We start from the raw sequence: 26,985 nt of genomic DNA, 5'->3' as shown, positions 1-26,985 counted from the left end.
GCGCCCGGTAGGAGACTCGCAGCGGGAGAACTGACACTGATGCAGACCGACCTCGTGGCCGCGCTCGACATAGGCGGCACCAAGATCGCCGGGGCGCTGGTGGACGGCCACGGCAGGATCCTGGTGCGCGCACAGCGCCCGACGCCCGCGCGGGAGGACGGGGAGACCGTGATGCGGGCCGTCGAGGACGTGTTCGGGGAACTGGGCGCCGACCCGCTGTGGGGCGGGGTCACTGCCGTCGGGATCGGCAGCGCGGGGCCGGTGGACGCCTCCGCGGGCACGGTGAGCCCGGTGAACATCCACGGCTGGCGGGGCTTCCCCCTCGTCGAGCGGGTCCGGGCCGTGACCGGCGGTCTGCCCGTCGACCTGATAGGCGACGGCGCGGCCATCACGGCGGCCGAGCACTGGCAGGGCGCCGCGCGCGGCCATGACAACGCGCTGTGCATGGTGGTGTCGACGGGCGTCGGCGGTGGCCTCGTCCTCGGCGGGAGGCTGTACACGGGGCCCACCGGGAACGCCGGGCACATCGGCCACATCAGCGTCGACCTCGACGGCGACGCGTGCCCGTGCGGTGCCCGCGGCTGTGTCGAGCGCATCGCCAGCGGGCCCAACATCGCCCGCCGCGCCTTGGAGAACGGCTGGCGGCCCGGACCCGACGGGGACACCTCCGCGGCGGCGGTCGCCGTCGCCGCGCGGTCCGGCGACCCCATCGCCGTGGCCTCCTTCGAACGCGCCGCGCAGGCCCTCGCGGCCGGGATCGCGGCGACCGCCACCCTCGTGGAGATCGACCTCGCGGTCATCGGCGGCGGCGTCGCGAACGCCGGCGACGTCCTCTTCGCGCCCCTGCGCACCGCCCTCAAGAACTACGCCACGCTCTCCTTCGTCCAGGACCTGACCGTGGCCCCCGCGGAAATGGGCACCGACGCGGGTTTGGTCGGCGCGGCCGCGGCGGCGCTGAGGGGGCGGGGCTGACGGGGGAGTGATCGGAGCGGCGCGTTCGGGCCGCACCGGGAGCGGGCCGTACCGGGAGCGGGCCGGGGCGCGCCCCGCGGCTTCGACGCGGCGGCGGGATGTGCCGTACCGACTGCCGCACCGACCTCGCTGTCCGCCCTCGCTCCGGGGTGTTTCACATTCGGCCGCTCAGGTCCGTGCCGCTCGGGCCGGACCGGAGCGTCGGTCGTGCCGCGTGCCGGTAGTGGCGTGGGCGGGGCAGGGCGGTCCGCTCGCCGGGGCCGTGAAAACCGGGCGTGACCCCCGAGGGGCTTCCGCAGTTGAGGGGGGCATGAAGAAGCGCAGCATGCTCGCCATCGCCTCCCTCGCCACCGGTTTCGTCGTCGCGGCCATCACGCCGTCGCACGGGCTCGAAGCCGCCGACGCCCTCGGGAAGGCCGACGGACTGAGCAAACTGGACGTCGAGGGCACGCTCGGCGAGGTCGGCAAGACGGTCGCCAACGACAGCCTGGCGGTCGACGACGACGCCCTGGGAGGCCTGTCGGGCCAGGAGGGCAAGAGCGGCAAGAGCGGCAAGGAAAGCTGACGGCCTGATAGCGGGAGGCGGACTCCCCGTCCGTCTCCCCAAGTACCGCGCACGGCGGGCCCCCTTCGGAGGGGGCCCGCCGTCGGCGTATTTCGGCTCCTCATCAGCGGCTGGTTTCCGTGGCGGAGTGGAGGGCAAGCCTCAGGGGGCCAACAGAAGAGGGGGAACCGTGATCGTCTGGATCAACGGTGCGTTCGGTGCGGGGAAGACCACCACCGCACGGGAACTGATCGAACTGATCCCGAACAGCACGCTCTTCGACCCCGAGGTCATCGGCGGCGCACTGACACACATGCTGCCGGCCAAACGCCTCGCCGAGGTCGGCGACTTCCAGGACCTGCCGAGCTGGCGACGGCTGGTGGTCGACACCGCCGCCGCGCTGCTCGCCGAGCTGGGCGGCACCCTCGTGGTCCCCATGACCCTGCTCCGCCAGGAGTACCGCGACGAGATCTTCGGCGGCCTCGCCTCCCGCCGCATCCCCGTACGGCATCTGCTCCTGGCCCCGGCCGAAACGATACTGCGCGAGCGAATAGCCGAGCGGGAGATTCCGCCCGACCTCCCCGACGGCGAGATGCGGCTGCGTCAATGGGCGTACGACCACATCGCGCCGTACCGCGCGGCGCTGAGCGGCTGGCTCACCACGGATGCCCACCTCGTCGACACCGGTGCCCTCACCCCGTACGAGACCGCGCGGCGTATCGCCGATGCCCTGGCCGCCGACGGCGTACCCGTGTGCGACATCGTGCAGACCCCCGAGCCGACCGCCGAGACGGTCGCCGCGGGGGTCCTGTTGTTCGACGAGGAGGACCGGGTCCTGCTCGTCGATCCGACCTACAAGCCCGGATGGGAGTTCCCCGGAGGGGTCGTCGAGCCGGGCGAGGCGCCGGCGCGGGCGGGTGTGCGGGAGGTGCTGGAGGAGATCGGGATACGGCTCGGGGAGGTGCCCCGGCTGCTGGTCGTCGACTGGGAGGCGCCGGTGTCGCCGCGCTACGGCGGGCTGCGGCTGCTGTTCGACGGGGGCCGGCTGGACGTCACCGGTGCGCAGCGGCCCGTGCTGCCCGGGCCCGAGCTGCGTGACTGGAGGTTCGTCACGGAGGAGGAGGCCGCGGATCTGCTGCCGCCGGTGCGGTACGAGCGGTTGCGATGGGCGTTGCGGGCTCGGGAGCGGGGCGCCGCGCTGTACCTGGAGGCCGGGGTTCCTGTGTAGGGGGTGACTCTTCGCGCCGCCGCCGTTTCGGGGTCGGCTGTGAGGCGGGTGCGGGTGGGCTGTGGTTGCTCGCGCAGTTCCCCGCGCCCCTTTCGGGGCGCGGGTTCGCTCAGCTGTTTGCGTAGTTCCGCAGGAACAACGCCTCCGTCACCGACATGCGCTCCAGCTCCTCCGGGGACACGCTCTCGTCGACGGCGTGGATACGGGCCTCGGGCTCGCTGAGGCCGATGAGGAGGATCTCGGCCTCGGGGTAGAGCGCGGCGAGGGCGTTGCAGAGGGGGATGGAGCCGCCGTGGCCCGCGTACTGCATCTCCTGGCCCGGATACGCGACGGCCATCGCCGCGGCCATCGCCTCGTACGCCGGGCTGGAGGTGTCGGCGCGGAACGCCTGCCCGTGGCCGATGAGTTCGCAGCTCACCCGCGCGCCCCACGGTGTGTGCGCCACGACGTGGGCCTCGAGCAGCTTGATCGCCTGCTGGACGTCCACCCCCGGCGGGACGCGCAGCCCGATCAGGGCGCGGGCGCTCGCCTGGATCGACGGGGTCGCGCCGACCACGGGCGGGGCGTCGATGCCCAGCACGGTGGCGGCGGGACGGGCCCAGATCCGGTCGGCGACGGTGTCGGCGCCGACGAGTTCCACCCCGTCGAGCACCTTGGCGTCCTCGCGGAACTGGGCGTCGCCGTACTGCAGGCCGTCCCACGTCCCGTCGCTCGCGAGTCCGTCGACGGTCGTCGTGCCGTCCTCGTCGCGCAGGGAGTCCAGGACGCGGATCAGCGCGGCCAGCGCGTCGGGGGCCGCGCCGCCGAACTGGCCCGAGTGCAGATTGCCTTCGAGGGCGTCGACCCGCACCCGCATGAGGATCATGCCGCGCAGGGAGGAGGTGACCGTGGGCAGGCCCACGCGGAAGTTGCCCGCGTCGCCGATGACGACGGTGTCGGCGGCGAGCAGGTCGGGGTGCGCCTCGGCGTACTGCTGGAGGCCGCCGGTGCCCATCTCCTCGGAGCCCTCGACGATCACCTTGACGGTGACCGGCACCCCGCCGTTCGCCTTGAGGGCGCGCAGTGCCAGCAGGTGCATGATCACGCCGCCCTTGCAGTCGGCGGCGCCGCGCCCGTACCAGCGGCCGTCGCGCTCGGTCAGCTCGAACGGCGGCGACACCCACGCGGCCTCGTCGAGCGGCGGCTGCACGTCGTAGTGGGCGTACAGGAGCACCGTCTTCGCGCCCTCGGGTCCCGGGAGGCAGCCGTACACGGACTGGGTGCCGTCGGGGGTGTGCAGCAGGGCGACGTCCTCGAAGCCCTCGGCGCGCAGCGCGTCGGCGATCCAGCGCGCGGCGCCCTCGCTCTCGCTCTTCGGGAACTGGTCGAAGTCAGCCACCGACTTGAAGGCCACCAGTTCGGTGAGCTCCTCCTTCGCCCGGGGAAGCAGCGAGGCGACGGTCTCGGCGACCGGGTTCGACGGCATGGGCACGCTCCTGGTGGGTGCGACGTTGTCCTTCTGGGTACGGGGCCGCACGCGCCTCTGCCCGGTGTGTCGGTGTAGGGCGCATGCGCTGCCGATCCTCCCACAGCGGACTCGGAAGGGCCCCGGCCGTCGCCCGCCGTAGGATGCGTGGGACAGGTGCGGCAGGCGGCTGGATCGGGAGCAGTAGACCATCGTGAGCAGCGAGAACTCTTCGGCGGACGACGTGCAGCGGGTGTGGGACGTCGTCGTGGTGGGCGCGGGCCCCGCGGGGGCTTCGGCCGCCTACGCGGCGGCGGTCGCGGGACGCAGCGTCCTGTTGCTGGAGAAGGCGGAGCTGCCGCGCTACAAGACGTGCGGCGGCGGCATCATCGGCCCCTCGCGCGACGCGCTGCCGCCCGGCTTCGAACTGCCCTTCAAGGACCGGGTGCACGCGGTCACCTTCTCCCTCGACGGCCGCTACGCCCGGACGCGCAAGTCGAAACAGATGCTGTTCGGGCTGATCAACCGGCCCGAGTTCGACCAGCAACTCGTCGAGCACGCGCAGAAGGCGGGCGCCGAACTGCGCACCGGCGTCACGGTCACCCGCGTCGAGCAGCACGGCTCGGCGGTGCCCGACCGGCGTACGGTCGCCGTCGTCGTCCAGGGCGGGGAGACGCTGTTCGCGCGGGCCGTCGTCGGCGCGGACGGCAGCGCCAGCCGCATAGGGGCGCATGTCGGGGTGAAGCTCGAACAGGTCGACCTCGGCCTGGAGGCGGAGATCCCCGTCCCGGAGACGGTCGCCGAGGACTGGAAGGGGCGTGTCCTCATCGACTGGGGCCCCATGCCCGGTAGTTACGGGTGGGTGTTCCCCAAGGGCGACACCCTCACCGTGGGGGTCATCTCCGCGCGCGGCGAAGGCGCCGCCACCAAGCGGTACTTGGAGGACTTCATCGGTCGGCTCGGCCTCGCCGGCTTCGAACCGAGCGTCTCCTCGGGTCACTTGACGCGCTGCCGTGCCGACGACTCGCCCCTCTCGCGGGGCCGGGTGCTGGTCTGCGGGGACGCGGCGGGTCTGTTGGAGCCGTGGACCCGGGAGGGCATCTCCTTCGCGCTGCGCTCGGGGCGGCTCGCGGGGGAGTGGGCGGTGCGGATCGCCGAGGCGCACGACGCGGTGGACACCCGCCGCCAGGCCCTGAACTACGCGTTCGCCGTGAAGGCGGGGCTCGGGGTCGAGATGAGCGTCGGCAAGCGGCTGCTGATCGCCTTCGAGCGGCGGCCGGGGCTCTTCCACGCGGCGCTCACCGGATTCCGGCCCGCCTGGCGGGCCTTCGTGGACATCACGCGCGGGTCGACCTCCCTGGGCGAGATCGTCCGTAACCACCCGATCGCCCAGCGCGCGCTGACCGCGTTCGACAAGTAGGCCCGCGCCTTCGACGCACAGGCCCGCGCCTCCGCCGGCACCCCGCCGGTCACCGCTGGACGGTGATCCGGAAGACGGGGTGCTTCGGTGCGGCGGCGAGCAGTTCGGCGTCGGTGGAGTCGGCGGTGACGTCGCCGAAGAACCGGCCCACCTCCCAGCCCCACTTCTTCAGGTAGGTGCGCAGCACGACGGGCTTCTCCTCGTCGGGCAGCTCGACCGCCGTGAACTCCTGCACCCGGCGGCCCACTTGCAGCCGTCCACCGCCCGCCGCCCGCATGTTGCGCACCCACTCGGAGTGGCCCCGCGCCGAGACGAGGTAGGGGCCGCCCTCGTACGGCAGCGGGTTGACCGGCAGCCGGCGCCATTCGCCGCTCTTTCGGCCGCGCACGGAGAGTTCGGCCGTGCCGAGGAGGCTGACGCCGTGGCGGGCGAGCCAGCCGATGACGCCGTTGAGCGCGCGGTCGAAGGGGTTGGCCTTGATGTAGTGGGGCGACGGCGACATGGGGTTCCTCCCGTGGGTGGGGGAGCGCGACTCTGCGCGGTCCCTTCAGAGAGCGGTGCTCTCGTTCGTGAGCAGTGTGCACGAGATCGGTGCTCCGTGGCAAGAGCGCCGCTCTCGTTTGTGTGCAGTGCTCTGCCTCTGTGGCACACTGCTGGCATGAGCACCGCACGAGGGGTTCGCGCCCGCGCCCGGATCGAGGTCACCGCCGCCATCAAGGACGAGGCGCGCAGACAGCTCGCCGCCGAGGGCGCCGCCAAGTTGTCGCTGCGGGCCGTCGCACGTGAGCTGGGGATGGTCTCCTCCGCGCTCTACCGCTACTTCCCGAGCCGGGACGACCTGCTCACCGCGCTGATCATCGACGCCTTCGACTCGCTGGGGGAGGCGGCCGAGGCCGCGCACGCGAAGGCCGCCGGGGAGAGCCCGGCCGGTCAGTGGGTCGCGGTGTGCGAGGGGGTGCGGGAGTGGGCGCTGGCGCGACCGCACGAGTACGCGTTGATCTACGGCTCTCCCGTGCCGGGGTACACGGCGCCCGACGCGACGGTGCCGGCCGCCTCCCGGGCGGGGCTGGTGCTCGTCCGGATCGTGCGGGAGGCGCACCGGGCCGACGGGGTGACCGGGCGGGAGCTGCCGGCCGAGCTGCGGCCCGAGGCCCTGCGGATGGCCGAGGACTTCGCGCCCGATCTGCCGCCGCAGGCGGTCGCGGGACTGGTCGCGGCGTGGGCCCAGTTGTTCGGCCTGGTCAACTTCGAGGTGTTCGGGCAGTTCAACAGGGTGGTCGAGAACCGCGAGGTGTTCTTCCGCCACGCGGCGCACGGGCTCGCCCACCACGTGGGACTGACGGGCGTACTTCGCGGGGAGTAGCCGGGACCACCTCGCTCGGCCGACGTCGTGCCCGGTGGGCGGCGTCTAGCGTGGCCGGTATGGCGGAGCAGGGTGTGGACACGGTCGGCCTCGGGCCGGCACGGCGACGGTGGCACGGGGGCGGGCCCCCGTGGTGGAACCGGGCGGACGGCGACGAGACGCGCCCCCGCCTGCCATGGAGCTCCACCCTCGCGCTCACCGTCGTCGTCATGGTCGGATCCGCCGCGGCCGCCGAGCTCCAGCAGGGCGAACGCGCCGCGCTCGACCCCTTCGCGCGCGTCCTGCTGCTGCTGGGCAGCGTGATGCTGTTGTGGCGGTGGCGGCACCCGGTGCTCGTGGCGTTCGGGACGGCCGCGACCGCCATGGTGTACCTGGGCGCCGGGTATCCGTACGGGCCGGTGTTCCTCACCGTGGCCGTCGGCTGCTTCAGCGCGATCGTCGCCGGGCACCGCCGGGCCGCCTGGACGGCGATGGGCGCGCTGTGGGCCGGGCACGTCCTGGTGGCGCACTGGCTGTACCGGTGGCTGCCGCCGGACGGGGACGACGCCGCGAGCTGGGGACAGGAGATCGTCGTCGTGGCCTGGGGCGTGGCGATCGTCGCGCTCTCCGAGCTGGCCCGGACCCGGCGCGAGCAGTGGGTCCGGGAGCGGGCCGAACGCGCCCGGGCCGCCCGGCGGCGGGCCGACGAGGAACGGCTGCGGATCGCCCGTGAACTGCACGACGTCCTCGCCCACAGCATCTCGGTGATCAACGTCCAGGCGGGCGTGGGGCTGGCGCTCCTCGACTCCGACCCGGAGCAGGCCCGCACCGCCCTCAGCACCATCAAGGCGGCGAGCAAGGAGGCCCTGGGCGAGGTCCGCCAGGTGCTCGACACGCTCCGGACACCCGGCGACGCCCCGCGCGCCCCCGCCCCGGGCCTCGACCGGCTCCCCGAACTCGTCGAGCAGGCGGCCGGCGCGGGCCTGACCGTCGCGGTCGAGGGCGAGCCGCCCGACCTGCCGCCGGGCACCGATCTCGCCGCCTTCCGCATCGTCCAGGAGGCCCTCACCAACGTCGTACGGCACTCGGGATCGCGCCACGCGCGGGTGGGCCTCGACCTCGACCGTGACCGTCGCGCGCTGCGGCTGCGGATCGACGACGACGGGCCCGCGACCTCCGCCGAGGCGGGCGGCGGTGGCAACGGACTCGTCGGGATGCGGGAGCGGGCCGCCGCGCTCGGTGGCACGATCGAGGCGGGCCCGCGCGCCGACGGGGGCTTCCGGGTGCTCGCCGTACTGCCGGTGCGGGCCTCCCGTGAGGTCGAGGAGGACCGGTGATCCGCGTACTGCTGGCCGACGACCAGGCGCTGGTGAGGGCCGGGTTCAGGGCGCTGCTCGACGCGCAGCCCGACATCGAGGTGGCCGGGGAGGCCGCCGACGGCGAGGAGGCACTGCGCGGCGTGCGTGAACTCCGCCCCGACGTCGTCCTGATGGACATCCGCATGCCCCTGCTCGACGGGCTCGCCGCGACACGGCGCATCACCGACGACCCCGGCCTGGCCGGGGTGAAGGTCGTCATGCTGACCACCTTCGAACTCGACGAGTACGTCTTCGAGGCCATCCGTGCCGGCGCGTCAGGCTTTCTGGTCAAGGACACCGAACCCGAGGAACTCGTGCGCGCGGTACGGGCGGTGGTCGAGGGCGACGCGCTGCTGTCGCCCGGTGTGACCCGGCGGCTGATCGCCGAGTTCGCCGCCCGGTCCAAGGAGCCCTCGGCCCTCTCCTCGCTCGACGGACTGACCGAGCGGGAACGGGAGGTGATGGCTCTGGTCGGTATCGGTCTGACCAACGAGGAGATCGCCCGCCGGCTCGTCGTCAGTCCGCTCACGGCCAAGACGCACGTCAGCCGCACGATGGTGAAGCTGGGCGCCCGCGACCGCGCCCAACTCGTCGTCCTCGCCTACGAGTCCGGGTTGGTGCGGCCGGGCTGGCTGGGCTGAGCCGCGCCCGGCCCGCCGGGCGGCGCGGGGGCCTGCCGACCCGCTCGCAGGGCATGCCTGAAGCGGGTCAGCACGATCGAGACGACCGCGACGAACACCACCAGGGTGGTGGAGGCCGCGAGGTGGCGGAGCAGATCCGACCGGCCGCGCAGGGGGCCGACTACGTCCGGCAGGAACTCGGTCACGCCGAAATAGGCCGCGCCCGCCATCACCGCCCCCGCGAAGAGCGCGAACCCGATCTCCGTGGTCATCGCGTCCCGTTCGGCCTGCGTCCGTCTCCCCATGGACCGAGTGTGAGGGCGTGGGACCTGTCGGACAAGAAGGCCGGCGCGCCCGTCGGCCCCGTCTCAGATGCCCGAGGACTCCCGCCACAGCTCGGCGAGTTCGGGGTCGCCGGTGACCGCGGGGAAGGGGATGCGGTTCCACAGGGCCAGGTACAGCCGGGACGCCGGGCCCGTGATCTCGCATTCGGCGTCCGGGGCCTGCGCCGGGTCCGTGCGTTCCGCCGCCGGCGGTTCTGACGACAGCCGTACGGTCCAGACGGCGTCCGTGTCCGTCGCGCGCACCCGCAGGACACGCGGCGTCCCGGTGCGCACCCGGCTCCTGGGGCGGGCGTGGAAACCGAGCAGCAGTTCGTCGATGCCGTCGACGGCGAAGTCCACGGCGAGGCTCGTGCTGAAGTCCGGTACCGGGAAGCCGGACGCGGCGCCGAGTGCGGACTCCGCGTCGGCTCGGTGCACGGCTGTCTCGTGGGCCTGGCGGCGGGCCCAGAAGGCGCGGGGGGAGGGGGCGGGCAGGAAGGTCCAGCAGTCGAGGTCGGCGGGGGCGGCGCGCAGGGTGTCGAGGAGGCGCCGGTGGCCGTCCTCGAACCAGGTCAGCAGGGCGTCCCCGTCCAGTTCCCCCGGTCCGTCAGGGAGGGGGCGGGGCACGGGGTGCCCCTCGGCGACGAAGGCCGTGGCCCAGCGGTGCACCGCTCCCGTGTGGCGTACCAGGTCCCGCACCCGCCACGACGGACAGGTCGGCACCTCCGCGTCCGTACCGGCCTTCCTGGCGGCCGTGGCGAGCAGCCGGCCTTCCTCGTCCAGGGCTCTGATGTGCTCAGCGGTCTCCATGGAAGGAGTCTGCCGGACAGGGCGTGGCCGGGGCGCCCACACGGCCGGACGCGTCCGGCCGACCCGAGCGCCGTACGCGGATACGCCCGCCCGACCCGGAGCGCCAGCCCGACCCGGAGCGCCCGCCCAGGTCGGGCGGGCGCTCGGGGCGCGGCGAAGCCACCGGTGGCGTCAGGGGGCCGCGCGGATCCGGTCGGGGTGGCGTGTGCTCGCCCCCGGTTCGCCCGCGGCCAGCCACTCGGCGACGCTGTGCGCGATCGGCTGGCCGGTGTCCATCTCCACGAACCCGAACTGACCGGACTGGTTGCACTCCAGGAACCACCAGGTCCCGTCCGCGTCCTCCGCGAAGTCGAAGGCACCGTAGGCGAGTTCGGCGTCCCGCAGATAGGCGCGCACCGCAGCGGCGGTGCGCGCCGGGACCTCCACCGGCTGCCAGGGCGCGGTGGAGGGGGCGAAGCGGACGTCGACCTCGTCGGGGTGCGCGTCCGGGGCGACCGCCTTGCGGGCGGCCAGCATGCGGTCACCGACGGCGGTGAGCCGGATGTCCGCGGCCTTGGCGATCCGGCGCTGCAACAGCGTCGGCCCGAAGGCCACGGCGGTGAAGTCGGTGCCGGGCGCGACACGGCTCGTGGGGACCGTGCGGGCCGGCTCCTGCGGATGGGTGCCGGAGACCGGCTTCACCACCAGATCCGGGAAGCGCTCGGCGAACTCCCGTGCGGCCTGCGGGAACGTGGTGATGAGCGTGGCCGGTACGGGGAGCCCGCAGCGTTGGGCGTGCCGGAGCTGCCACGGCTTGTGGCGGGCCCGCCGGGCCGCGTCCGGGTCGTTCATCCAGCGGGCCCCCGTGCCGCGCAGCATGCCGTACAGCGCCTGCGAGGACTCCTCGGTCAGCCAGGCGGACGGCTCGCCCACGCGGCTGGCCGGGACCCCCGGCCGCCGCAGCCAGACGGAGCGCAGTCCGCTCATGCTCACCAGGCGCCCGCCGGCGGACAGATGGCCGCGGAAGGCACCATGGACGTACTCCCCGGAGAGAGCCACCCCGCCGGGCAGGTCGGCGGGGTCCAGGCGGACCACCGGGACACCGGTCCTGTTCAGTTGTGCCACCACCAGGTCCGCTGTCACATCCTGTTCACTGGTGAGGATCAGCACCGTCATCGTCGCCGGTCCGCGTTCAGTCGTCGAAATGGGTCTTCGAACCCGCGGTGGACGTCGTCGCCCCCAATTCCCGCATAAGGCCCTGGTCGTGAGCGGCTATCCGACCATCGGCGAGCACGTTCAACTGCAGCCCGGAGTCGTAGGTGTACGGAGCGCTGAACTCCAACTGCTCAGCGGAGCGAGCGTAGTTGAGCACGAACAGTCGCATCGTTTCTCCTTGTTCGGGACCATCCGGAAAAGCGGATGGTGACGCTCCGGCCGCACTCTGTTCGGCCGGGTCGCAGTGTCTCCAGGGAGTTATACGAATCGAACGACTGATTGGTTGCCTCATGTTCTCGGAGGGCTGACTTCCTGCACCGCGAGAGGTCAAGAGGCAACCCTGAGTGGTCATTTCGCGGCTGAGTGACGGGTGACGAAGGCGATGACGGAGGCGAACGCGGCGAGTACCGCGACGCTGGTGAGCGCGGTGGGCAGGGAGAACCACTCGGCCATGAAACCGATCGCGGGCGGGCCGAGGAGCATGCCGAGATAGCCGAGCGTGGAGGCGGTCGCGACACCGCCCGGACCGGCCAGGGCGCCGGCCCGTTCGATGGCCACCGGGAAGATGTTGGCGAGACCGAGACCGGTGATCGCGAAGCCGAGCAGGGTCGCCCAGACCGACGGGGCGAGGGAGCCGAGCACCATGCCGGCCGTCGCGGTGGCCCCGCCGGCCACGAGCACCGTGGTCCTGCCCAGGCGTTCGAGCAGGGTCGTTCCGGTCAGCCGGCCGACCGTCATGGCGAGCGCGAAACACGAGTAACCGATCGCCGCGATGCCGGGTGAGGCGTCCAGGTCCGCCTCCAGATGCAGGGCGCCCCAGTCGGCCAGCGCCCCCTCGCCGTACGCCGTGCACCCGGCGATGAGGCCGAGGACGATCACCAGCGCGCGTGTACGGCTGTCCAGGCGGCCGGGTGCGGGTGCGGGTGCGGGGCCGGAGCCGGAGCCGGAGGCGGGCGCGGAATCGGCGTCGGGGTCGGGGTCGGTGGCGGCGGGGGATCGCGGGCCGCCGGTCTCCCGGGTGGGCTCCCCGGGGGTGCGGTCGAGGGGTGGCGGGGGCTCGTGGCGCAGCAGGGCGGGCGCGGCGAGGGCGGTCACCAGGAGGCCGATCAGGGTGATGCCGAGCAGGTGGCGGGTCGGGGAGAGCGAGCCCGCGACGAGGCTGCCGAGCCCGGCCCCGACCATGCCGCCGAGGCTGAACGCGGCGTGGAATCCGGGCATGATGGGCCGCCCCAGCGCGGCGACCAGGTCCACCGCCGCGCTGTTGAAGGCGACGTTGATCCCGCCGAAGGCCGCGCCGAACACCAGGAGCACCGCGCCCAGGGCGAGCGCGGAGTGGGTGAGTGGCGGCAGGGCCACGCTGAGGGACAGCAGCACGGCGCAGGCGACCGTCACCGGGTGGCTGCCGAAGCGGCGGCAGAGGCGGCCGGTGAGCATCATCGTGACCACCGCTCCGGCGGACACACCCAGCAGGGCGAGCCCCAGGGCGCCGGGCGAGGCCCCGGTCTGCTCCTTGATCGCGGGGATCCTGACCACCCAGCCGGCGAAGACGAAGCCGTCGAGGGCGAAGAAGGCGGTGATGGCGATACGGAGGGTTCGCAGGTGCGAGGGGTCGGTGGGGTGGCCCGGCACGACGGTGTGCGATCGGGTTTTGTTTATTCGCGGCACAAACCCAGGCTAAGTGGGGGCCGAGGCGGGGGCAAGGTCCCGCCGCCCGGGGCGGGAGTCGCAGGTGGTGAGGGGAGGGCAGCCGTCACGCGGGGCCGACGGCGGGACTCGCGGCGCGGGGCGCGGGGCGTCGGCTCCCGCGTCAGAAGCCCCGGATCTGGGGGGGCGCCCTGCCGTTTGAGGGGCGCCGATGTGGCCCCGTCCTGCCGTACGAGAGGCCCGGCGGTGAGCCGTGCCCTGTGCTGCTCGCGGGAGGCGTGGGGACTCGACCGGGCGCATGCCCTGCGCCGTGCGGGCGACTGCCCGGCCATGACTCCCGCCGACGCCGGCGGACGCGCCGTCATGGTCCTGTGGCACCGCCATGACCGGTGGTGCCGTCATGTTCGTGGCGTCGCCATGGCCGGTGGTGCCGTCATGGCCGATGGTGCCGCCATGCCGGTGGCGCCGCACCCGCGGCGTCCAGGCCCCTGCCCGAGGAGATACCGATGCCCCGTCTTCGCCCGTTGCCCGTCGTCGCGGTGGTCACCGCCGCCGTCGCCCTGCTCGCCGCGGCACCCCGCCGGACGGTGAGCCGACCGTGTCCCGTCCGCGTGTGGTCGCCCACTTCGACATCACCCGCGGGATGACACCGGAGAACATCGCCCTCGAACCCGACGGCTCCGCCGACCTGACCTTCTCGGCCGCCCGCCAGGTCGTCCACATCACCAAGCAGGGACACACCCGCGTCCTCGCCACCCTGCCCGCCGAGCCGAACCCGCAGCTCCAACTCAGACCGGCAGACGCCCCTGCGCGTCCCTGCCCGCCGGGACGGCTCGGCGGGCAGGATCAGACCAGGGCGACGGGACTCGCCGGAGTCGACGACTTCGCCTTCGCCGGGCACGGCGACACCGTTCTCGCCGCCCTGATCTTCAGCAACCAGGTCGCCCTTGTCCGCCCGGACGGCACCCACGCCGTCGTCCTCCAGGACGACGGACTCTCCAACCGTTCCTGTGGGCTGAGTGGGAGTGAGTCCGTTCAGCCGCGCGCCCCGAACGGTCTTGGGCGAGCTGGTCCCCGGCGTACTCGACCCCGGGTGGCGACACGCATCCTGTGCGTGGTCCTGGCCCGGGAGGCCGGTTCCCTACGCGACCTGGCCAGGTGGATACGGCCAGAGGCGACGGGGAGGCCCTGTTCCATCCTCTGGTGGAACAGGGGCCCCGCACGCTGACGCCGTACCCGGTGTCCCAGGTCGCACAGCCACGCTAATCCAAACAGCCCAACGCACCGCAAGCCCGAAAGCCGACCCTCACACGATCGAGCTAACTCGACCTCGCACCCACTCCATGCCGAGCAGCTCCAACCCCACCTCCGCGGCCGTACGCCACCGGACGGTCTACGTCCCGAGCGGCGCCTTCTTCACCCTGCGGGACCCGAACCTGCTGCTCGCCCGGCCCGACGGCCATCACGCTCAGTGATCGTCCGCGTCGAATTCGATCAACGTTCCTGACGGCTTTCCGACGACCGGAGTCGGGAATTCGCCAAGGGCGCCGGTATTCAAAAGCGATCACCCGAGGCGGCCTCTGTGATTTACGGCACAGTTCCGGGATATCCGGCCCCGATGAACCGGAACCGGAAATTCGCCGGTGTTTTCGTCGAACGACCGCGGGCGGTGGGGCGAATCGCTCCGCCGCCCCGCTGGCCCCGGCCTCGGCGAATTGGCGAAGGTCACCAATTCACCGAGGCCGGGGCCGGGTGGGGAACGGCCGCGCGACCCGGGCCGGTTGATTCAGTCGGCCGCCCGGAACGTCCGCAGCCGCAGGGAGTTGCCGACGACGAAGACCGAGGAGAAGGCCATGGCCGCCCCCGCGATCATCGGGTTGAGCAGGCCGGCCGCCGCGAGCGGCAGCGCGGCCACGTTGTAGGCGAAGGCCCAGAACAGGTTGGACCGGATCGTGCCGAGGGTCCGGCGGGCGAGGCGGACGGCGTCGGCCGCCGCGCGCAGATCTCCTCGTACGAGGGTCAGGTCGCCGGCCTCGATCGCGGCGTCCGTGCCCGTGCCCATGGCCAGTCCCAGGTCGGCCTGGGCGAGGGCCGCCGCGTCGTTGACACCGTCACCGACCATCGCCACCGAACGCCCCTCGGCCTGCAGCCGCTCGACGACGGCGACCTTGTCCTGCGGCAGCACCTCCGCGATCACGTCCTCGGCCGCGATCCCGACCTCGCGGGCGACGGACTCGGCCACGGCCCGGTTGTCGCCGGTCAGCAGGATCGGGGTGAGACCGAGCGCGCGCAGCCGCACGATCGCCTCGGCGCTGGTCTCCTTCACCGCGTCGGCGACTTCGAGGACGGCGCGGGCCTCGCCGTCCCAGGCGACCACGACGGCCGTGCGGCCGGCCGCCTCGGCCCGGTCCCGCGCCCGCCGCAGGTCCACCGGCAGTTCCATGGCCCGGTCGGCGAGGAGCCGTTCGCGGCCGACGAGTACCGCGTGACCGTCCACGACACCCTGCACGCCGAGGCCGGGCACGTTCGCGAAGTCCTCCGGTGCGGGCAGCGAGCCGAGCCGGGCCAGGGCGCCCTCGGCGACGGCGCGGGCGACCGGGTGCTCGGAGGCGTGCTCCAACGCGCCCGCCAGGCGCAGCACTTCGGTCTCGTCGGTGCCGTCGGCGGGACGCACGGCCAGCAGGGTCATCCGGCCGGTGGTGACGGTGCCGGTCTTGTCGAGGACGACGGTGTCGACCGCGCGCGTGGACTCCAGCACCTCCGGGCCCTTGATCAGGATGCCCAGCTGGGCGCCTCGCCCGGTGCCGACCAGCAGCGCGGTCGGCGTGGCGAGCCCCAGGGCGCAGGGGCAGGCGATGATCAGTACGGCGACCGCCGCGGTGAACGCGGCCGTGAGCCCGGCGCCGTTGCCGAGCCAGAAGCCGAGGGTGCCCAGGGCGAGGGCGATCACGATCGGCACGAACACGGCGGAGATCCGGTCGGCGAGCCGCTGGGCGGACGCCTTGCCGTTCTGCGCGTCCTCCACCAGCCGTGCCATCCGGGCCAGTTGGGTGTCGGCGCCGATCCTGGTGGCCTCGACGACGAGACGCCCGCCCGCGTTCACGGTGGCGCCGGTGACCGCGTCGCCGACCGTGACCTCCACGGGCACGGACTCGCCGGTCAGCATGGACGCGTCCACGGCGGACGAGCCCTCGACGACGGCCCCGTCGGTGGCGATCTTCTCTCCGGGGCGCACCAGGAAGCGGTCGCCGACCCGCAACTCGGCGACGGGAACCGTGCGTTCGCCGCCCTCCTCGGGAAGCACGGTGACGTCCTTCGCGCCCAGCTCCAGCAGCGCCCGCAGGGCGGCGCCCGCCTTCCGCTTGGAGCGTGCCTCGAAGTAGCGCCCGGCGAGGATGAAGGCGGTCACCCCGGCCGCCGCCTCCAGATAGATCGAGCCGGCGCCGTCTCCCCGGACGATGGTCAGCTCGAAGGGGTGCGTCATGCCCGGTGTGCCCGCCGTGCCGAGGAACAGCGCCCACAGCGACCAGCCGAACGCGGCCAGGGTGCCGATGGAGATGAGGGTGTCCATGGTGGCGGCGCCGTGCCGGGCGTTCGTCCAGGCGGCGCGGTGGAAGGGCCACCCCGCGTACGTCACCACCGGCGCCGCCAACGTCAGGGACAGCCACTGCCAGTACTCGAACTGCAGCGCGGGGATCATGGCCATCGCGACGACGGGGACGGCCAGGACCACGGCGGTGGTCAGGCGCTGCCGGAGCGGCCGCAGCTCTTCGTCCGCCGCCTCGTCGGAACCGTCGGAACCGTCGGAACCGTCGGGGCCGTCGGCCTCGGCCTGGGTGGGCGGGGTGGGCGGAGCGGGCTCGCGTGCCGTGTAGCCGGTCGCCTCCACGGTGGTGATCAGGTCCCGCACCGAGACCTCGTCGGTGTAACTGACCTTGGCCTTCTCGGTGGCGTAGTTGACCGTCGCGGTGACGCCCTCCATGCGGTTCAGCTTCTTCTCGACGCGGGCGGCACAGGAGGCGCAGGTCATACCGCCGATGGCGAGCTCCACCTCCGCGGCGGCTGCGGTCCCGGTCCTGGTGACGGTCATGGCTGCTCCCTCGTCGATCGTTCGCGGCGATCTTCACGGATACAGGGTGGGGGTATCCTTGCCACTGCTGCCTGTATACCCCTCAGGGGTATCTATGGCAAGTTGCTCGCAGTGCTTGACTCGATACCCCCTAGGGGTATGGTGAGCTGTGTGAAGACCCGGACCGCGAAGGAGACGGCCATGAACACCGGACTGAGGATCACCGCGTTCGCCGCCGCGCTGGCCGCGACGTTCGGCGCCGCCTACGGCGTGGGCAAGGGCGTCGAACCCGTCGTCTCGTCGGACACCGCCGGCAGCGAGCCCGCGCGCCACGACGACCACACCGAGGAGTCACCGGACCCCGGCAAGGACTCCGGCGCACACGCGTCCGCCCCGGCCGGCGGACTGCAGATCTCCGAGGGCGGCTACACCCTCGACCTGCGCACCCCGAGCGTCACCGCCGGGGACCGCGCCGACCTGCGCTTCGTCATCCGGGACGCGGCGGGGCGCGCCGTCACGGCGTACCAGCGCGAGCACGACAAGGAACTCCACCTCATCCTCGCCTCACGCGACCTGCTCACCTACCGTCATCTGCACCCCACCCGTGCCGCCGACGGCACCTGGAGCACCCCCGTCGACCTGCCCGAGGCAGGCGACTACCGCGTCTTCGCCGACTTCACCCCCGCCGGGGACGACGCCGAGAACCTCACCCTCGGCGCCGACCTCGCGGCCTCGGGGACGTACAAGCCGCACAAGCTCCCGGCGCAGGACACCACCGCCGAGGTCAACGGCTACGACGTCGAACTGGACGGCGGCCTGCGCCCGGGCGCCGCGAGCGAACTGAAACTGAAGGTCTCCCGCGACGGCAGGCCCGTCACCGACCTCCAGCCCTACCTGGGCGCGTACGGCCACCTGGTCGCCCTGCGCTCCGGCGACCTCGCCTACCTGCACGTCCATCCGAACGGCGAGCCCGGCGACGGCACGACCGAGCCCGGCCCGGACATCTCCTTCACGGCCACCGCCCCCAGCGCCGGCACCTACCGTCTCTTCCTCGACTTCAAGCACGACGGCGAGGTCCACACGGCGACGTTCACGGTCCACGCCGGGGAGGCGGCGGAGCCGGGCCCGGCTCAGGAGCCCCCGGCCGGACACACGCACTGACGGCGGCAGTCGGGCCCTCAGCCGGCGCCCGTCACGACCGGCGGCCGCCGCTCCCCGACCCGCGTCGCCCGCTCGAAGGCGTACCCGGCCTTCAGCACCGACCAGTCCCGCCGGTGCGGGCCGACGAGCTGGAGCCCGACGGGCAGTCCCCCCGGAGTGAACCCGGCCGGGACGGACAGGGCGGGACAGCCCGTGACGGAGATCAGATACGCCGAGCGCATCCAGTCGAGGTAGGTCTCCATCGGCGTGCCGTCCACGACCGTCGGGTAGGCCAGGTCGATGTGGAAGGGCGCGACCTGACTGACCGGCAGCAGCAACAGGTCGTACCGCTCGAAGAACTCGCGGACCCGGTGGAAGAGCGCGCCGTGCAGCACCTGGGCACGCCCGAGGTCGGGGCCGCCGAGCCTGCGGCCCTCCTCGATGTTCCAGACGACGTCCGGGGCCAGGAGGTCGCGGTGCTCGTCCAGCAGTGCCCCGTAGGACAGTTCCACCTGCCAGGCGCGCTGGGCGAGGAACACCTCGTCCGCGCCGGCGAGGTCCGGGCAGGCCTCCTCGACCTCGCAGCCCAGCGCGGCGAACACCTCCGGCGCCTGCCGCAGCGCCTCCCGCACCTCCGGGTCGACGGGCACGGCCCCGCCCAGGTCGGGCGAGAAGGCGACCCGCAACCCCCGCAGATCGCCGTCGAGCTGCCAGGCGAAGGTGGAGCCGGGTGTCTGCAGGGAGCGCGGATCGCGGGGATCGGGGCCCGCCAGCACCGACAGGGTCAGCGCGACGTCCGCCACGGTCCGGGCCATCGGCCCCTTCACCGACAGCTGCCCCCAGGGCGCCTTGTCGGGCCAGGACGGCACCCGGCCCGGCGACGGGCGCAGCCCGACCACGTTGTTGAAGGAGGCGGGGTTGCGCAGCGAGCCGCCGGTGTCGCTGCCGTCGGCGATGGGCTGCATCCCGCACGCCAGGGCCGCCGCCGCCCCACCACTGCTGCCACCCGCGCTGCGGGAGAGGTCGTAGGGGTTGCGGGTGGCGCCGAAGACGGGGTTGACGGTGTGTGAACCCAGCCCCAGCTCGGGGACGTTGGTCTTCCCCAGCGTGATCGCGCCCGCCTTCCGCAGCCGCTCGACGACCAGATGGTCACGGTCGGGCACCCGCTCGGCGAAGACCGGTGAACCGGCCGTCGTCCGGATGCCGGCCGTGTCGTGCAGGTCCTTGTGAGCGACCGGCAGCCCGTGCAACGGACCGACGGGCTCCCCGGCCGCCATCCGGTCGTCCGCCGCGGCCGCCTGCTCCAGCGCCCGGTCGGCGACCAGCGTTACGATCGCGTTCACCGCCGGATCGACGCGATCGATCCGCTCCAGATGGGCCGTCACCACCTCCCGCGCCGAGATCTCACGCCGGGCCAGGGCGACGGCGAGTTCGTACGCGGTCCAGAAGCACAGGTCGTCCGGCGGGTCCGCGTCGCCCGTCGGGTTCACGGGGTACTTGGCGGGCTGGTCGACGAGTTGACGCACGAGGTGGTTCACGCCCCTCCCAGGGACTCCTTGAGCTGGACGGCCGCGAGCACTCCGAAGAGCACGAAGGAACCGCCCAGCAGCGTGTTCGAGATGGTCCGGTTGCGCAGCGCCGGCTCCACGCCCCGGCGGTTGAGCAGCACCAGCAGCGCGCCGGAGAGCAACGGCAGGATCAGTGAGCCGACGGCGGCGTAGGTGAGCACCAGGGGCACCGGCCGGCCCAGGAAGACGACGGCGACCGAGGTGGCGGCGCAGTACAGGAGGAACAGCCGGAAGGGGCGGCCGTTCTGCGCGATGTGCGGCTCCGCCTCGGCGTCCGGGACGCCGCGCAGCGTCCGCAGCGAGTCGGCCAGCAGGTAGCACAGACCGTTGAAGCCACCGACCAGCGCGCTCAGCGTCACCAGGAAGAAGGTGCTCAGGAACAGCACCCGGGCCACCGACCCCAGATCGGCGCCGAGCGGATCGGCGAGCGCGGCCAGCCCGTCGCCGCCGGTGATGCTGCCGCCCGTGCCGTACAGCAGGCCCGTGCCCACCACCGTCGTGCACAGCACGAACAGCAGGGTGACGCCGTAACTCACCGCCGAGTCCGTACGCATCAGCCGCAGCCGGCTCCGGTCCGACCAGCCCTTCTCCCGCACCCAGTAGCCGTACGAGGCGATGCCTGCCGTGCCGCCCACGCCGCCGACGAGCGCCAGCACCGTCACCACGTCGCCCTCCGGCAGCCTCGGGCGCAGGGTGCCGAGCAGGCCGGACAGATCGTCGGCGGTGGCGAGGGTGATCACCGCCAGGACGGCCATGCCGAGGAACTTGGCGAGCATGAAGACACTCATCACGCGCTCGAACACCGCGTACCGCCCGACGTGCACGATCGTCGCCGCCGCGAGCGCGACGGCGACGGCCACGGGCCTGACGGGCAGCACGGGGAAGAGCGTGGACAGCGCCAGGGACGCCACCGAGCCGAGCGCCGCCCCGTACAGCAGCCCGATGACCAGGACGAAGAGCATGAACGCCGCCGGGAGCCAGCGGGCGGCCGACTTCAGTCCGGCGATCACGGTCTGCCCGGTGGCCAGGTACAGCCGCCCCACCGCCTCGGTGAGCGCGTACTTCAGGACGACACCGATGACGAGGGCCCACATCAGCGCCATCCCGTACCCGGCCGCGCCCGCGAGCGACGTCACCATGTCCCCTGCACCCACACTGGCGGCCGCCAGCACCAGCCCGGGGCCCAGGAGGGCCGGTCGGGCGCGGCGGGCCCGCGCCGGGTGGAGCGGCACCGGCGTGGGGGCGTGGGCCGCCGGGGAACGCGGGGGACCGCCGGGAGTCACGGTCACGTCGACCATCTCCGTAGATCGGGGAGTCACGGGAGTCATGGGTGCGCGCTGCGCGTGCGGGCCGAGGGGGACGGGGCGCGGTCGCGCACGGCGGGGAGACCGTGCGGGACCGTGCGATTCCACTTCACGGCAGGCTGGGCCACAACGACGGAAGGGAACAAGAAGGCCTGCGGAGTTGACGGAATCCGCCATACTCTGGGGCCGATGGACGCAACCCGGACCGGCCCCGTGACGGATTCACTGGACCGGCGCATCATCAGCGCGCTGCAGATCGACGGCCGGGCCGCCTGGCACCGCATCGCGGCGGCCCTCGGCGAGCCCGAACGCACCGTCGTCCGCCGCGGCACCCGCCTCCTGGAGTCCGGCCTCGTGCGGATCGGGGCGATGGCGATGCGTGGCCGCAGTGTGGTGGTCGGCGTCCGCTGTTCCCCCGGCCGCGCCCGGATCACCGCCACCGCGCTGGCCCGCAGGCCCGACTGCGTGTTCGCCCACGTCCTCACCGGCACCCCGGACTGCCTCGCGGAACTGCGCTGGCCCCGGGAACGGCTGGCGGGACTGGTGCTCGACGAACTCGCCGGTCTGCCGGGTGTGGAGGAGACCCGCACCCTGCCCGTCCTGCGCCACGTCCGCACGATCCGGGAGTGGCACGCGGGCCTCCTCACCGAGGCCGAGATCGCCGCCCTGAAGGGCTCCGACCAGGCCGACGCCGGGTCGGCCCCGGTGACCGATCCGCTGCCGGCCGGCGAGACACCCCCCGAACTCTCCCGCGCCGACCGCCTGTTGCTGCACGCCCTCGCAGACGACGGGCGCCGCACCTACGACGAACTCGCGCGTGTCTCGGGCGTGTCGGAGGCCACGGCGCGTCGACGCCTCGGCGCGCTGCGGCGCGAGGGCAAGGTCCGCATCCGTGCCGTGATCGAGCCCGCGGTGCTCGGACTGCCCGTCGAGGCGGTCCTCTGGGTGCACACTCCACCGGCCCGGGTCGACACCGTGACGGCGGCCCTCGCCGAGTCCGCCCATGTCCGCTACGCCAGCTTCGTCACCGGCGCACGCCAACTCCTCGTCCTCACCGCGTTCCCCGACGAGAACGCCCTGCACGACTTCGTCACCCGCTCCCCGTGGCTCCCCGAGGTGGCGTCGATCGACGTCTCCCTCGTCCTCACCACCCTGAAGCGCGGCGGCATGCCGGCGCCCTGGCTCCAGGACTGACCGGCAGCCCTGGCTCCAGGACCGGCCGGCACCCCGCCGACTCGGGCCGGCGGGCCTCAGACGGCGACGACCCGCACGCCGGACTCCTCGAACCGCCGCAGCGTCCCGGGTGCGGCGGCCGCGTCCGTGACCAGCGTGTCCACCGCCTCCGTCGCGCAGATCCAGGCGAAGGCCCGCCGGCCCAGCTTGCTGGAGTCGGCCGCGACGACGACCCGCTCGGCCCGCTCGCACAGCAGCCGGTTGACGGCGGCCTCCGCCTCGTCGTGCGCGGCGGCGCCATGGGTGACGTCGAGCGCGACGACACCGAGCACGGCCACGTCCAGGGTGATCCGGTCCAGCACCCCGTCGGCGAGCGGACCGACCAGCTCGTACGACTGGGCGCGGGCCACCCCGCCCGTCACCACGATCTTGAACTGGGGCCGGACCGCCAGCTCGCTCGCGATGTTCAGCGCGTTCGTGACGACCGTCAGCGCGGGCGCGCCGGACGCCAGATCCTCCCGCACGGCCAGCGCCCGGGCCACCTCGGTGGTCGTGGTGCCGCCGGTCAGCCCCACCGCCTCGCCCGGCGCGACGAGCTCCGCCACCGCCGTCGCGATGCGCTGCTTCTCCGTGGCCCGGCGGGCCGTCTTGTAGCGCAGCGGCAGCTCGTACGAGACACCGTGCACGACCGCCCCGCCCCGGGTGCGGACGAGCATCTGCTGTTCCGCGAGGCGGTCGAGGTCACGCCGGATCGTCGCGGCGGACACCCCCAGCTCGACGGCCGCCTCCTCGACGTCCAGCCGACCCCGTTCGACGAGCAGTTCGAGCAGGGTCTGCCAGCGTTCGTCGCGGGACATCCGTCTCCTCGTGCTTGAAGTTGCGCGAAAGGCGACTCTATCTTGCAGGAGTAAGCATGAGCCTCGCGTATCCCGGGGAGGGTTTCCGTATGACCCATGTCGAGGACGAGCTGAACAGCCAGCCCGAGTGCTGGGCCCGCGTCGCAGCCGCCGCGCCGGAACACGCCGGGGTCCTGCCGAGGCCGGGGGAGCGGGTGGCGCTCGTCGGCTGCGGAACGTCGTACTTCATGGCGCGGGCCGCCGCCGGCCTGCGCGAGCGGGCCGGGCAGGGGGAGACCGACGCCTTCGCGGCCTCGGAGTTCCCCCACGGGCGCTCCTACGACCGGGTCGTCGCCCTCACCCGCTCCGGCACCACCACCGAGGTGCTGGACCTGCTGGGCGCGCTGCGCGGCCGCACCCGGACGACGGCGATCACCGCCGACCCGGACACCCCCGTCATGACGGCCGCGGACGACCTCGTGGTGCTGGACTTCGCCGACGAGAAGTCCGTCGTCCAGACGCGCTTCGCCACCACCGCCCTCACCCTCCTGAGCGCTCACCTCGGTCTGTCCGCCGAGACCGCCGTCACCGACGCGCGCGCCGCGTTGGAGGCGCCGCTGCCCGAAGGGCTCGTCGGGAGCACCCAGTTCACCTTCCTCGGCCGGGGCTGGACCGTGGGCCTCGCCCAGGAGGCCGCGCTGAAGATGCGCGAGGCCGCCCTGGCGTGGAGCGAGGCCTATCCGGCGATGGAGTACCGGCACGGCCCGATCAGCGTCAGCACCCGGTCCACGGCGACCTGGATGCTCGGCGAGGCGCCGGAGGGTCTGGCCGAGCAGGTGGGGCGGACCGGCGCGACCTGGGTGCCCGGCGTGCTCCACCCGCTCGCCGAACTGGTCCGCGCCCAGCGCCTCGCCGTCGCCGTGGCCGCCGCCCGCGGCCTCGACCCCGACCGTCCCCGCCATCTGACGCGCTCGGTGATCCTCGACGCCGACGCCAGCCGGACCGCCCCGAGCCACGACGACCACTGAAGCAGGAGGAGCCGTGCCCCTCACGACGACCGGTGCGCTGATCACCGAGGCCGCCGCCGCGCGCTCCGCCGTGGCCGCCTTCAACGTCATCACCCTGGAGCACGTCGAGGCGATCGTCGCCGGCGCCGAGTCCGCCGCCGCGCCGGTGGTCCTCCAGGTCAGCGAGAACGCCGTCGGGTACCACGACGGGGACCTGCTTCCGCTGGCCCGCGCCGCGTCCGCCGCCGCCGAGCGGGCGGCCGTGCCCGTCGCGCTCCACCTCGACCACATCCGCGACGACGACCTGCTGCGCCGGGCGGCCGACGCCGGCTTCAGCTCCGTGATGTACGACGCCTCGCGCCTGCCCTACCTGGACAACCTCGCCGCGACCCACGCCGCCGTGCAGTGGGCGCACAGTCAAGGGCTTTGGATCGAGGCCGAGTTGGGGCAGGTCGGCGGCAAGGACGGCGCGCCTGTGCTCGACGCGCACGCGCCCGGCGCCCGTACTGACCCCGAGGAGGCACGGGCCTTCGTGGCCGACTCGGGCGTGGACGCGCTCGCGGTCGCCATCGGCAGCTCCCACGCGATGACCACGCGCACCGCCGCCCTCGACCACGTCCTGCTGAAGCGGCTGGCGGCCGCCCTGGACGTCCCCCTCGTCCTGCACGGCTCCTCCGGAGTCCCGGACGACGAACTGCGCGCGGCCGTGGCGGGCGGCATCGCCAAGGTCAACATCGGCACCGCACTCAACATCGCCCTGACCGGCGCGGTCCGGGACCACCTCGCCGCCCGCCCCGACGCGGTGGACCCGCGCACCTACCTCGCGGCCGGCCGGACGGCGATGGCGGGGACGGTGGCCCGGCTGATCGGCGTCCTGCGCACGGAGGAGCCCCTTCCGCCCACGTAGAAGGCCCGTACGCGCCCGTCCCGCGTGGGAATGTGACCGTCTCGCCGAGCACGGCCCCCGGGAGCGGAGTGTGACGCCCGTCACTGATACGTTTCCGGTCATGCGGGAGACGGAGATCCACCTCGGTGAGCCGCCGTACGTCGCCCTCATCGGCGTCGGCGTGCACGGCGTCGCGAGCCGCACGGACGTGTTCCGGCTGCCGGAGCTGTGGCAGCTGCACCTCTACCAGTACGAGGCCGAACTGACCGTCGGCGGCACCACCCACACCATCCGCCCCGGCCGGGTCAGCCTCGTCCCGCCAGGCACCACCGTCCGCTACCGCTACCGGGGCCGCTCCGAACACCTCTTCGCCCATCTGCGCGTCCCCCCGTCCGGACCACCCCGCACGGTTCCGGTGGTCCAGGACACCGGCCCCGAACTGCCCGCGCTCACCGGCCTGTTGCTCCAGGCGGTGGCCGCCGCGCCCAGCGAGCCGGACCGCACCCGGGCCGAACTGTGGACCGCCCTGTGGCGGGTGGCCCAGCTGACCCCGCCGGTCACGGCCGCCCCCGGACCGCACCCGGCGGTCACCGCCGCCATCGCCCACATCGAGGCCCACCTGGCCGCACCCCTCACCATCCCGGAGGTGGCGCGCGTGGCCGGCGTCTCCCACAACCATCTGACCCGGCTGTTCCACACCGAGACCGGCGGCACGGTCGTCGCCTACATCCGGCGCCGCAGACTCGAACGCGCCCACCATCTGCTCCGCGCCTCGACCCTCTCCATCCCCGCCGTGGCCGCCTCCGTCGGCATCCCCGACCTCCAGGCCTTCAACAAGGCCTGCCGCCGGGAACTGGGCGCCTCCCCGCGCGCCCTGCGCGGGGCCGGCCTCCCGGCGGGTGTCGCTAACTCCGCCTGACCGCCCTCAGCACCACGAACTTGGCGTCGCTCGCGACGAGTTCGCTGTTGCCGAAGATCCGCCGCAGCGTCACGTGATAGCCCAGATGACGGTTCCCGACCACCCAGAGCTCACCACCGGGCCGCAACGCCCGCCGCGCGCCGGTGAACATCCGCCGCGCCGTGGCGTCGGTCGTCGCCTGGTGGGAGTGGAACGGCGGATTGTTCAGGACGAGATCGACACTCCCCGGCGCGAACCCCTCCAGCCCGTCACCGACCCGGAACTCGGCCGCACCGGCTGCCGTCCCGTCGGTCTCCGGGCGGTTCGCCCGGTACGTGGCCTCCGCCGATGCCACCGCCTGGTACGACTCGTCGACGAACACCACCTCGGCGTCCGGGTCGGCCAGCGCGACCGCCGTGCCGACCACGCCGTTGCCGCACCCCAGATCGACGACCCGCCCGCCGCGCGGGACCTTCGGCAGCTGTCGCAGGAAGAACCGGGTCCCGATGTCGAGCCGGTCGGCACAGAACACGCCCGCGTGGTTGACGACGCTCCGGCCGGCCGCCACGCCGATGTCGTCCGGCAGCCGGTAGGTGTACGGCCACGGGTCGTCCCCCCTGGCCTTGAGGGTCCCCGCGTCCGGGGCGCAGTGGATCAGGCGGGCCTTCTGCCGGGCGAGCGAGGTGCGGGTCGGGCCGAGGATCCGCTCGAAGAGCCTCAGCGTCGAGGTGTGGATCTCCTTGACCATCCCGGTGCCGATCACCACCGTGCCCTCGTGCGCGGCGGGCGCGAGCCGGTGCAGCTGGTCCTCCAGGAGCGCGAGGCTCTTGGGGACCCGCACCAGGAGCACGTCGACACGGTCCGGGGGCGTGTCCCGGGTGGTGAGCAGCCGTACGGAGCCCTCCTCCACGCCGTTGCGTTCCAGGTTGGCCCGCGTCGCCTCCCGGCTCAGGAAGGAGTCGGTGATCTGCGTCGGCCGGTGCGCGGCGAGCGCGGTGGTCAGCGCGCCCCAGCGGTCCCCGACGACCACGAGCGTCCCGTCCAGCGGTGTCCCGCTCTCCGCGAGGTGGCGCAGCAGATACGCGTCGGACGCGTCCCAGGCGCGCAGCAGGTCACGGGGGTCCTCGGGAAAGCGGGCCAGGGCGTACTCGCCCCCGGGCACGGTCATACGGTCGCTCATCGTGCGCCCAGGCTAACCGAGCACG

At 73.4% G+C, this 26,985-nt stretch carries 26 protein-coding genes; 14 read left to right on the top strand and 12 right to left on the bottom strand.

Annotation, left to right across the window (positions count from 1 at the left end; translation table 11 throughout):
• Positions 1-39 precede the first annotated feature (39 nt).
• The 3 genes from HW837_RS39840 to HW837_RS39830 all read left to right on the top strand — a co-directional run bounded on the left by HW837_RS39840 (position 40) and on the right by HW837_RS39830 (position 2,744).
• Complete coding sequence (locus tag HW837_RS39840) at positions 40-972, top strand: ROK family protein (RefSeq protein ID WP_045561745.1); 933 nt, start codon at positions 40-42, stop codon at positions 970-972.
• A gap of 310 nt (positions 973-1,282) precedes the next feature.
• A complete protein-coding gene (locus HW837_RS39835) occupies positions 1,283-1,537 on the top strand; it encodes a hypothetical protein (protein WP_193381644.1) in 255 nt (84 codons plus the stop codon).
• 169 nt (positions 1,538-1,706) lie between these two features.
• The gene (locus tag HW837_RS39830; RefSeq protein ID WP_093790599.1) at positions 1,707-2,744 is read left to right on the top strand and encodes an NUDIX hydrolase; all 1,038 of its coding nucleotides are present in this window, start codon (positions 1,707-1,709) and stop codon (positions 2,742-2,744) included.
• A gap of 109 nt (positions 2,745-2,853) precedes the next feature.
• Here HW837_RS39830 and HW837_RS39825 read toward each other — a convergent pair whose 3' ends face one another.
• On the bottom strand, positions 2,854-4,209 hold the full coding sequence (locus HW837_RS39825) for a dipeptidase (RefSeq protein ID WP_193381645.1): 1,356 nt from the start codon (positions 4,207-4,209) through the stop codon (positions 2,854-2,856).
• A 193-nt stretch (positions 4,210-4,402) separates the two neighbouring features.
• Between HW837_RS39825 and HW837_RS39820 the strand changes: the two genes are divergently transcribed.
• A complete protein-coding gene (locus tag HW837_RS39820) occupies positions 4,403-5,608 on the top strand; it encodes a geranylgeranyl reductase family protein (RefSeq protein WP_045561749.1) in 1,206 nt (401 codons plus the stop codon).
• Between the two features lie 49 nt (positions 5,609-5,657).
• On the opposite strand, the gene HW837_RS39815 is transcribed toward HW837_RS39820, so the two are convergent.
• Positions 5,658-6,110: a nitroreductase family deazaflavin-dependent oxidoreductase gene (locus HW837_RS39815; protein ID WP_045561750.1), complete on the bottom strand. Its 453-nt coding sequence runs from the start codon at positions 6,108-6,110 to the stop codon at positions 5,658-5,660.
• Positions 6,111-6,266: 156 nt separating this feature from the next.
• On the opposite strand from HW837_RS39815, the gene HW837_RS39810 reads away from it, so the two are divergent.
• Genes HW837_RS39810 through HW837_RS39800 form a run of 3 tightly spaced genes read left to right on the top strand, consistent with a single transcriptional unit; the run spans position 6,267 to position 8,949 of the window.
• On the top strand, positions 6,267-6,971 hold the full coding sequence (locus HW837_RS39810) for a TetR/AcrR family transcriptional regulator (RefSeq protein WP_093790597.1): 705 nt from the start codon (positions 6,267-6,269) through the stop codon (positions 6,969-6,971).
• Between the two features lie 59 nt (positions 6,972-7,030).
• Positions 7,031-8,287 (top strand): sensor histidine kinase, encoded by a 1,257-nt coding sequence (locus HW837_RS39805; protein WP_093790596.1) that lies wholly within the window; start codon positions 7,031-7,033, stop codon positions 8,285-8,287.
• Positions 8,284-8,949 (top strand): response regulator transcription factor, encoded by a 666-nt coding sequence (locus HW837_RS39800; RefSeq protein ID WP_093790595.1) that lies wholly within the window; start codon positions 8,284-8,286, stop codon positions 8,947-8,949. Before HW837_RS39805 ends, HW837_RS39800 begins: the two co-directional genes overlap by 4 nt.
• Here HW837_RS39800 and HW837_RS39795 read toward each other — a convergent pair.
• The 5 genes from HW837_RS39795 to HW837_RS39775 form a co-directional block, all read right to left on the bottom strand.
• Positions 8,910-9,233, bottom strand: coding sequence for a DUF6332 family protein (locus HW837_RS39795; RefSeq protein WP_045561754.1), 324 nt, complete (start codon positions 9,231-9,233; stop codon positions 8,910-8,912). The two genes, HW837_RS39800 and HW837_RS39795, sit on opposite strands and share 40 nt — an antisense overlap.
• Before the next feature lie 63 nt (positions 9,234-9,296).
• A complete protein-coding gene (locus HW837_RS39790) occupies positions 9,297-10,061 on the bottom strand; it encodes a maleylpyruvate isomerase family mycothiol-dependent enzyme (RefSeq protein WP_045561755.1) in 765 nt (254 codons plus the stop codon).
• A gap of 171 nt (positions 10,062-10,232) precedes the next feature.
• Positions 10,233-11,216 (bottom strand): ATP-grasp ribosomal peptide maturase, encoded by a 984-nt coding sequence (gene tgmB, locus HW837_RS39785; protein WP_045561756.1) that lies wholly within the window; start codon positions 11,214-11,216, stop codon positions 10,233-10,235.
• Positions 11,217-11,232: 16 nt separating this feature from the next.
• Entirely contained in the window at positions 11,233-11,424 is a 192-nt protein-coding gene (gene tgmA / locus HW837_RS39780; protein WP_033525738.1) for a putative ATP-grasp-modified RiPP, read from the bottom strand.
• Positions 11,425-11,603: 179 nt separating this feature from the next.
• Positions 11,604-12,884, bottom strand: a complete 1,281-nt coding sequence (locus tag HW837_RS39775) for an MFS transporter (RefSeq protein ID WP_045561757.1) — start codon at positions 12,882-12,884, stop codon at positions 11,604-11,606.
• 613 nt (positions 12,885-13,497) lie between these two features.
• Between HW837_RS39775 and HW837_RS39770 the strand changes: the two genes are divergently transcribed.
• The gene (locus HW837_RS39770) at positions 13,498-14,127 is read left to right on the top strand and encodes a hypothetical protein (RefSeq protein ID WP_177261976.1); all 630 of its coding nucleotides are present in this window, start codon (positions 13,498-13,500) and stop codon (positions 14,125-14,127) included.
• Between the two features lie 115 nt (positions 14,128-14,242).
• A complete protein-coding gene (locus HW837_RS49775; RefSeq protein WP_256255094.1) occupies positions 14,243-14,374 on the top strand; it encodes a hypothetical protein in 132 nt (43 codons plus the stop codon).
• Positions 14,375-14,685: 311 nt separating this feature from the next.
• Here the strand turns inward: HW837_RS49775 and HW837_RS39765 are convergent, their stop codons facing one another.
• Entirely contained in the window at positions 14,686-16,989 is a 2,304-nt protein-coding gene (locus HW837_RS39765; RefSeq protein ID WP_193381646.1) for a heavy metal translocating P-type ATPase, read from the bottom strand.
• 180 nt (positions 16,990-17,169) lie between these two features.
• Here HW837_RS39765 and HW837_RS39760 point away from each other — a divergent pair, with 180 nt between their 5' ends.
• Entirely contained in the window at positions 17,170-18,129 is a 960-nt protein-coding gene (locus HW837_RS39760; protein ID WP_045561845.1) for a hypothetical protein, read from the top strand.
• 17 nt (positions 18,130-18,146) lie between these two features.
• Here the strand turns inward: HW837_RS39760 and HW837_RS39755 are convergent, their stop codons facing one another.
• Together HW837_RS39755 and HW837_RS39750 are read right to left on the bottom strand one after the other, a co-directional pair.
• A complete protein-coding gene (locus HW837_RS39755) occupies positions 18,147-19,646 on the bottom strand; it encodes an amidase (RefSeq protein WP_313895652.1) in 1,500 nt (499 codons plus the stop codon).
• On the bottom strand, positions 19,643-20,974 hold the full coding sequence (locus tag HW837_RS39750) for an Nramp family divalent metal transporter (protein WP_193381670.1): 1,332 nt from the start codon (positions 20,972-20,974) through the stop codon (positions 19,643-19,645). Before HW837_RS39750 ends, HW837_RS39755 begins: the two co-directional genes overlap by 4 nt.
• Positions 20,975-21,169: 195 nt before the next feature.
• Here HW837_RS39750 and HW837_RS39745 point away from each other — a divergent pair, with 195 nt between their 5' ends.
• Positions 21,170-22,174 carry an Lrp/AsnC family transcriptional regulator gene (locus HW837_RS39745; protein ID WP_045561762.1) on the top strand — a complete coding sequence of 335 codons (1,005 nt, stop codon included), beginning with the start codon at positions 21,170-21,172 and terminating at the stop codon, positions 22,172-22,174.
• A 56-nt stretch (positions 22,175-22,230) separates the two neighbouring features.
• Here HW837_RS39745 and HW837_RS39740 read toward each other — a convergent pair whose 3' ends face one another.
• Positions 22,231-23,010, bottom strand: coding sequence for a DeoR/GlpR family DNA-binding transcription regulator (locus tag HW837_RS39740; RefSeq protein WP_045561763.1), 780 nt, complete (start codon positions 23,008-23,010; stop codon positions 22,231-22,233).
• An 89-nt stretch (positions 23,011-23,099) separates the two neighbouring features.
• Here HW837_RS39740 and HW837_RS39735 point away from each other — a divergent pair, with 89 nt between their 5' ends.
• From HW837_RS39735 to HW837_RS39725, 3 genes are all read left to right on the top strand, one after another.
• Complete coding sequence (locus tag HW837_RS39735; RefSeq protein WP_093790635.1) at positions 23,100-24,017, top strand: SIS domain-containing protein; 918 nt, start codon at positions 23,100-23,102, stop codon at positions 24,015-24,017.
• A gap of 13 nt (positions 24,018-24,030) precedes the next feature.
• Positions 24,031-24,903 (top strand): class II fructose-bisphosphate aldolase, encoded by an 873-nt coding sequence (locus HW837_RS39730; protein WP_093790592.1) that lies wholly within the window; start codon positions 24,031-24,033, stop codon positions 24,901-24,903.
• Positions 24,904-25,003: 100 nt separating this feature from the next.
• On the top strand, positions 25,004-25,801 hold the full coding sequence (locus tag HW837_RS39725; protein WP_093790591.1) for an AraC family transcriptional regulator: 798 nt from the start codon (positions 25,004-25,006) through the stop codon (positions 25,799-25,801).
• Here the strand turns inward: HW837_RS39725 and HW837_RS39720 are convergent.
• Positions 25,788-26,960 (bottom strand): methyltransferase, encoded by a 1,173-nt coding sequence (locus HW837_RS39720; RefSeq protein WP_193381647.1) that lies wholly within the window; start codon positions 26,958-26,960, stop codon positions 25,788-25,790. The two genes, HW837_RS39725 and HW837_RS39720, sit on opposite strands and share 14 nt — an antisense overlap.
• Positions 26,961-26,985: the final 25 nt, after the last annotated feature.

The sequence above is a fragment of the Streptomyces caniscabiei genome (assembly GCF_014930365.1).
Lineage (GTDB): Bacteria > Actinomycetota > Actinomycetes > Streptomycetales > Streptomycetaceae > Streptomyces > Streptomyces caniscabiei.
This window is presented reverse-complemented; position numbering and strand designations above follow the sequence as displayed.

Excerpts from the sequence above, each read along its gene's own strand:
- HW837_RS39840 (WP_045561745.1), top strand. The coding sequence starts at position 40 with ATGCAGACCGACCTCGTGGCCGCGCTCGACATAGGCGGCACCAAGATC.
- HW837_RS39835 (WP_193381644.1), top strand. The coding sequence starts at position 1,283 with ATGAAGAAGCGCAGCATGCTCGCCATCGCCTCCCTCGCCACCGGTTTC.
- HW837_RS39825 (WP_193381645.1), bottom strand. The coding sequence starts at position 4,209 with ATGCCGTCGAACCCGGTCGCCGAGACCGTCGCCTCGCTGCTTCCCCGG.
- HW837_RS39815 (WP_045561750.1), bottom strand. The coding sequence starts at position 6,110 with ATGTCGCCGTCGCCCCACTACATCAAGGCCAACCCCTTCGACCGCGCG.
- HW837_RS39810 (WP_093790597.1), top strand. The coding sequence starts at position 6,267 with ATGAGCACCGCACGAGGGGTTCGCGCCCGCGCCCGGATCGAGGTCACC.
- HW837_RS39805 (WP_093790596.1), top strand. The coding sequence starts at position 7,031 with ATGGCGGAGCAGGGTGTGGACACGGTCGGCCTCGGGCCGGCACGGCGA.
- HW837_RS39795 (WP_045561754.1), bottom strand. The coding sequence starts at position 9,233 with ATGGGGAGACGGACGCAGGCCGAACGGGACGCGATGACCACGGAGATC.
- HW837_RS39790 (WP_045561755.1), bottom strand. The coding sequence starts at position 10,061 with ATGGAGACCGCTGAGCACATCAGAGCCCTGGACGAGGAAGGCCGGCTG.
- tgmB (WP_045561756.1), bottom strand. The coding sequence starts at position 11,216 with ATGACGGTGCTGATCCTCACCAGTGAACAGGATGTGACAGCGGACCTG.
- tgmA (WP_033525738.1), bottom strand. The coding sequence starts at position 11,424 with ATGCGACTGTTCGTGCTCAACTACGCTCGCTCCGCTGAGCAGTTGGAG.
- HW837_RS49775 (WP_256255094.1), top strand. The coding sequence starts at position 14,243 with ATGCCGAGCAGCTCCAACCCCACCTCCGCGGCCGTACGCCACCGGACG.
- HW837_RS39765 (WP_193381646.1), bottom strand. The coding sequence starts at position 16,989 with ATGACCGTCACCAGGACCGGGACCGCAGCCGCCGCGGAGGTGGAGCTC.
- HW837_RS39760 (WP_045561845.1), top strand. The coding sequence starts at position 17,170 with ATGAACACCGGACTGAGGATCACCGCGTTCGCCGCCGCGCTGGCCGCG.
- HW837_RS39750 (WP_193381670.1), bottom strand. The coding sequence starts at position 20,974 with ATGGTCGACGTGACCGTGACTCCCGGCGGTCCCCCGCGTTCCCCGGCG.
- HW837_RS39745 (WP_045561762.1), top strand. The coding sequence starts at position 21,170 with ATGGACGCAACCCGGACCGGCCCCGTGACGGATTCACTGGACCGGCGC.
- HW837_RS39740 (WP_045561763.1), bottom strand. The coding sequence starts at position 23,010 with ATGTCCCGCGACGAACGCTGGCAGACCCTGCTCGAACTGCTCGTCGAA.
- HW837_RS39735 (WP_093790635.1), top strand. The coding sequence starts at position 23,100 with ATGACCCATGTCGAGGACGAGCTGAACAGCCAGCCCGAGTGCTGGGCC.
- HW837_RS39725 (WP_093790591.1), top strand. The coding sequence starts at position 25,004 with ATGCGGGAGACGGAGATCCACCTCGGTGAGCCGCCGTACGTCGCCCTC.
- HW837_RS39720 (WP_193381647.1), bottom strand. The coding sequence starts at position 26,960 with ATGAGCGACCGTATGACCGTGCCCGGGGGCGAGTACGCCCTGGCCCGC.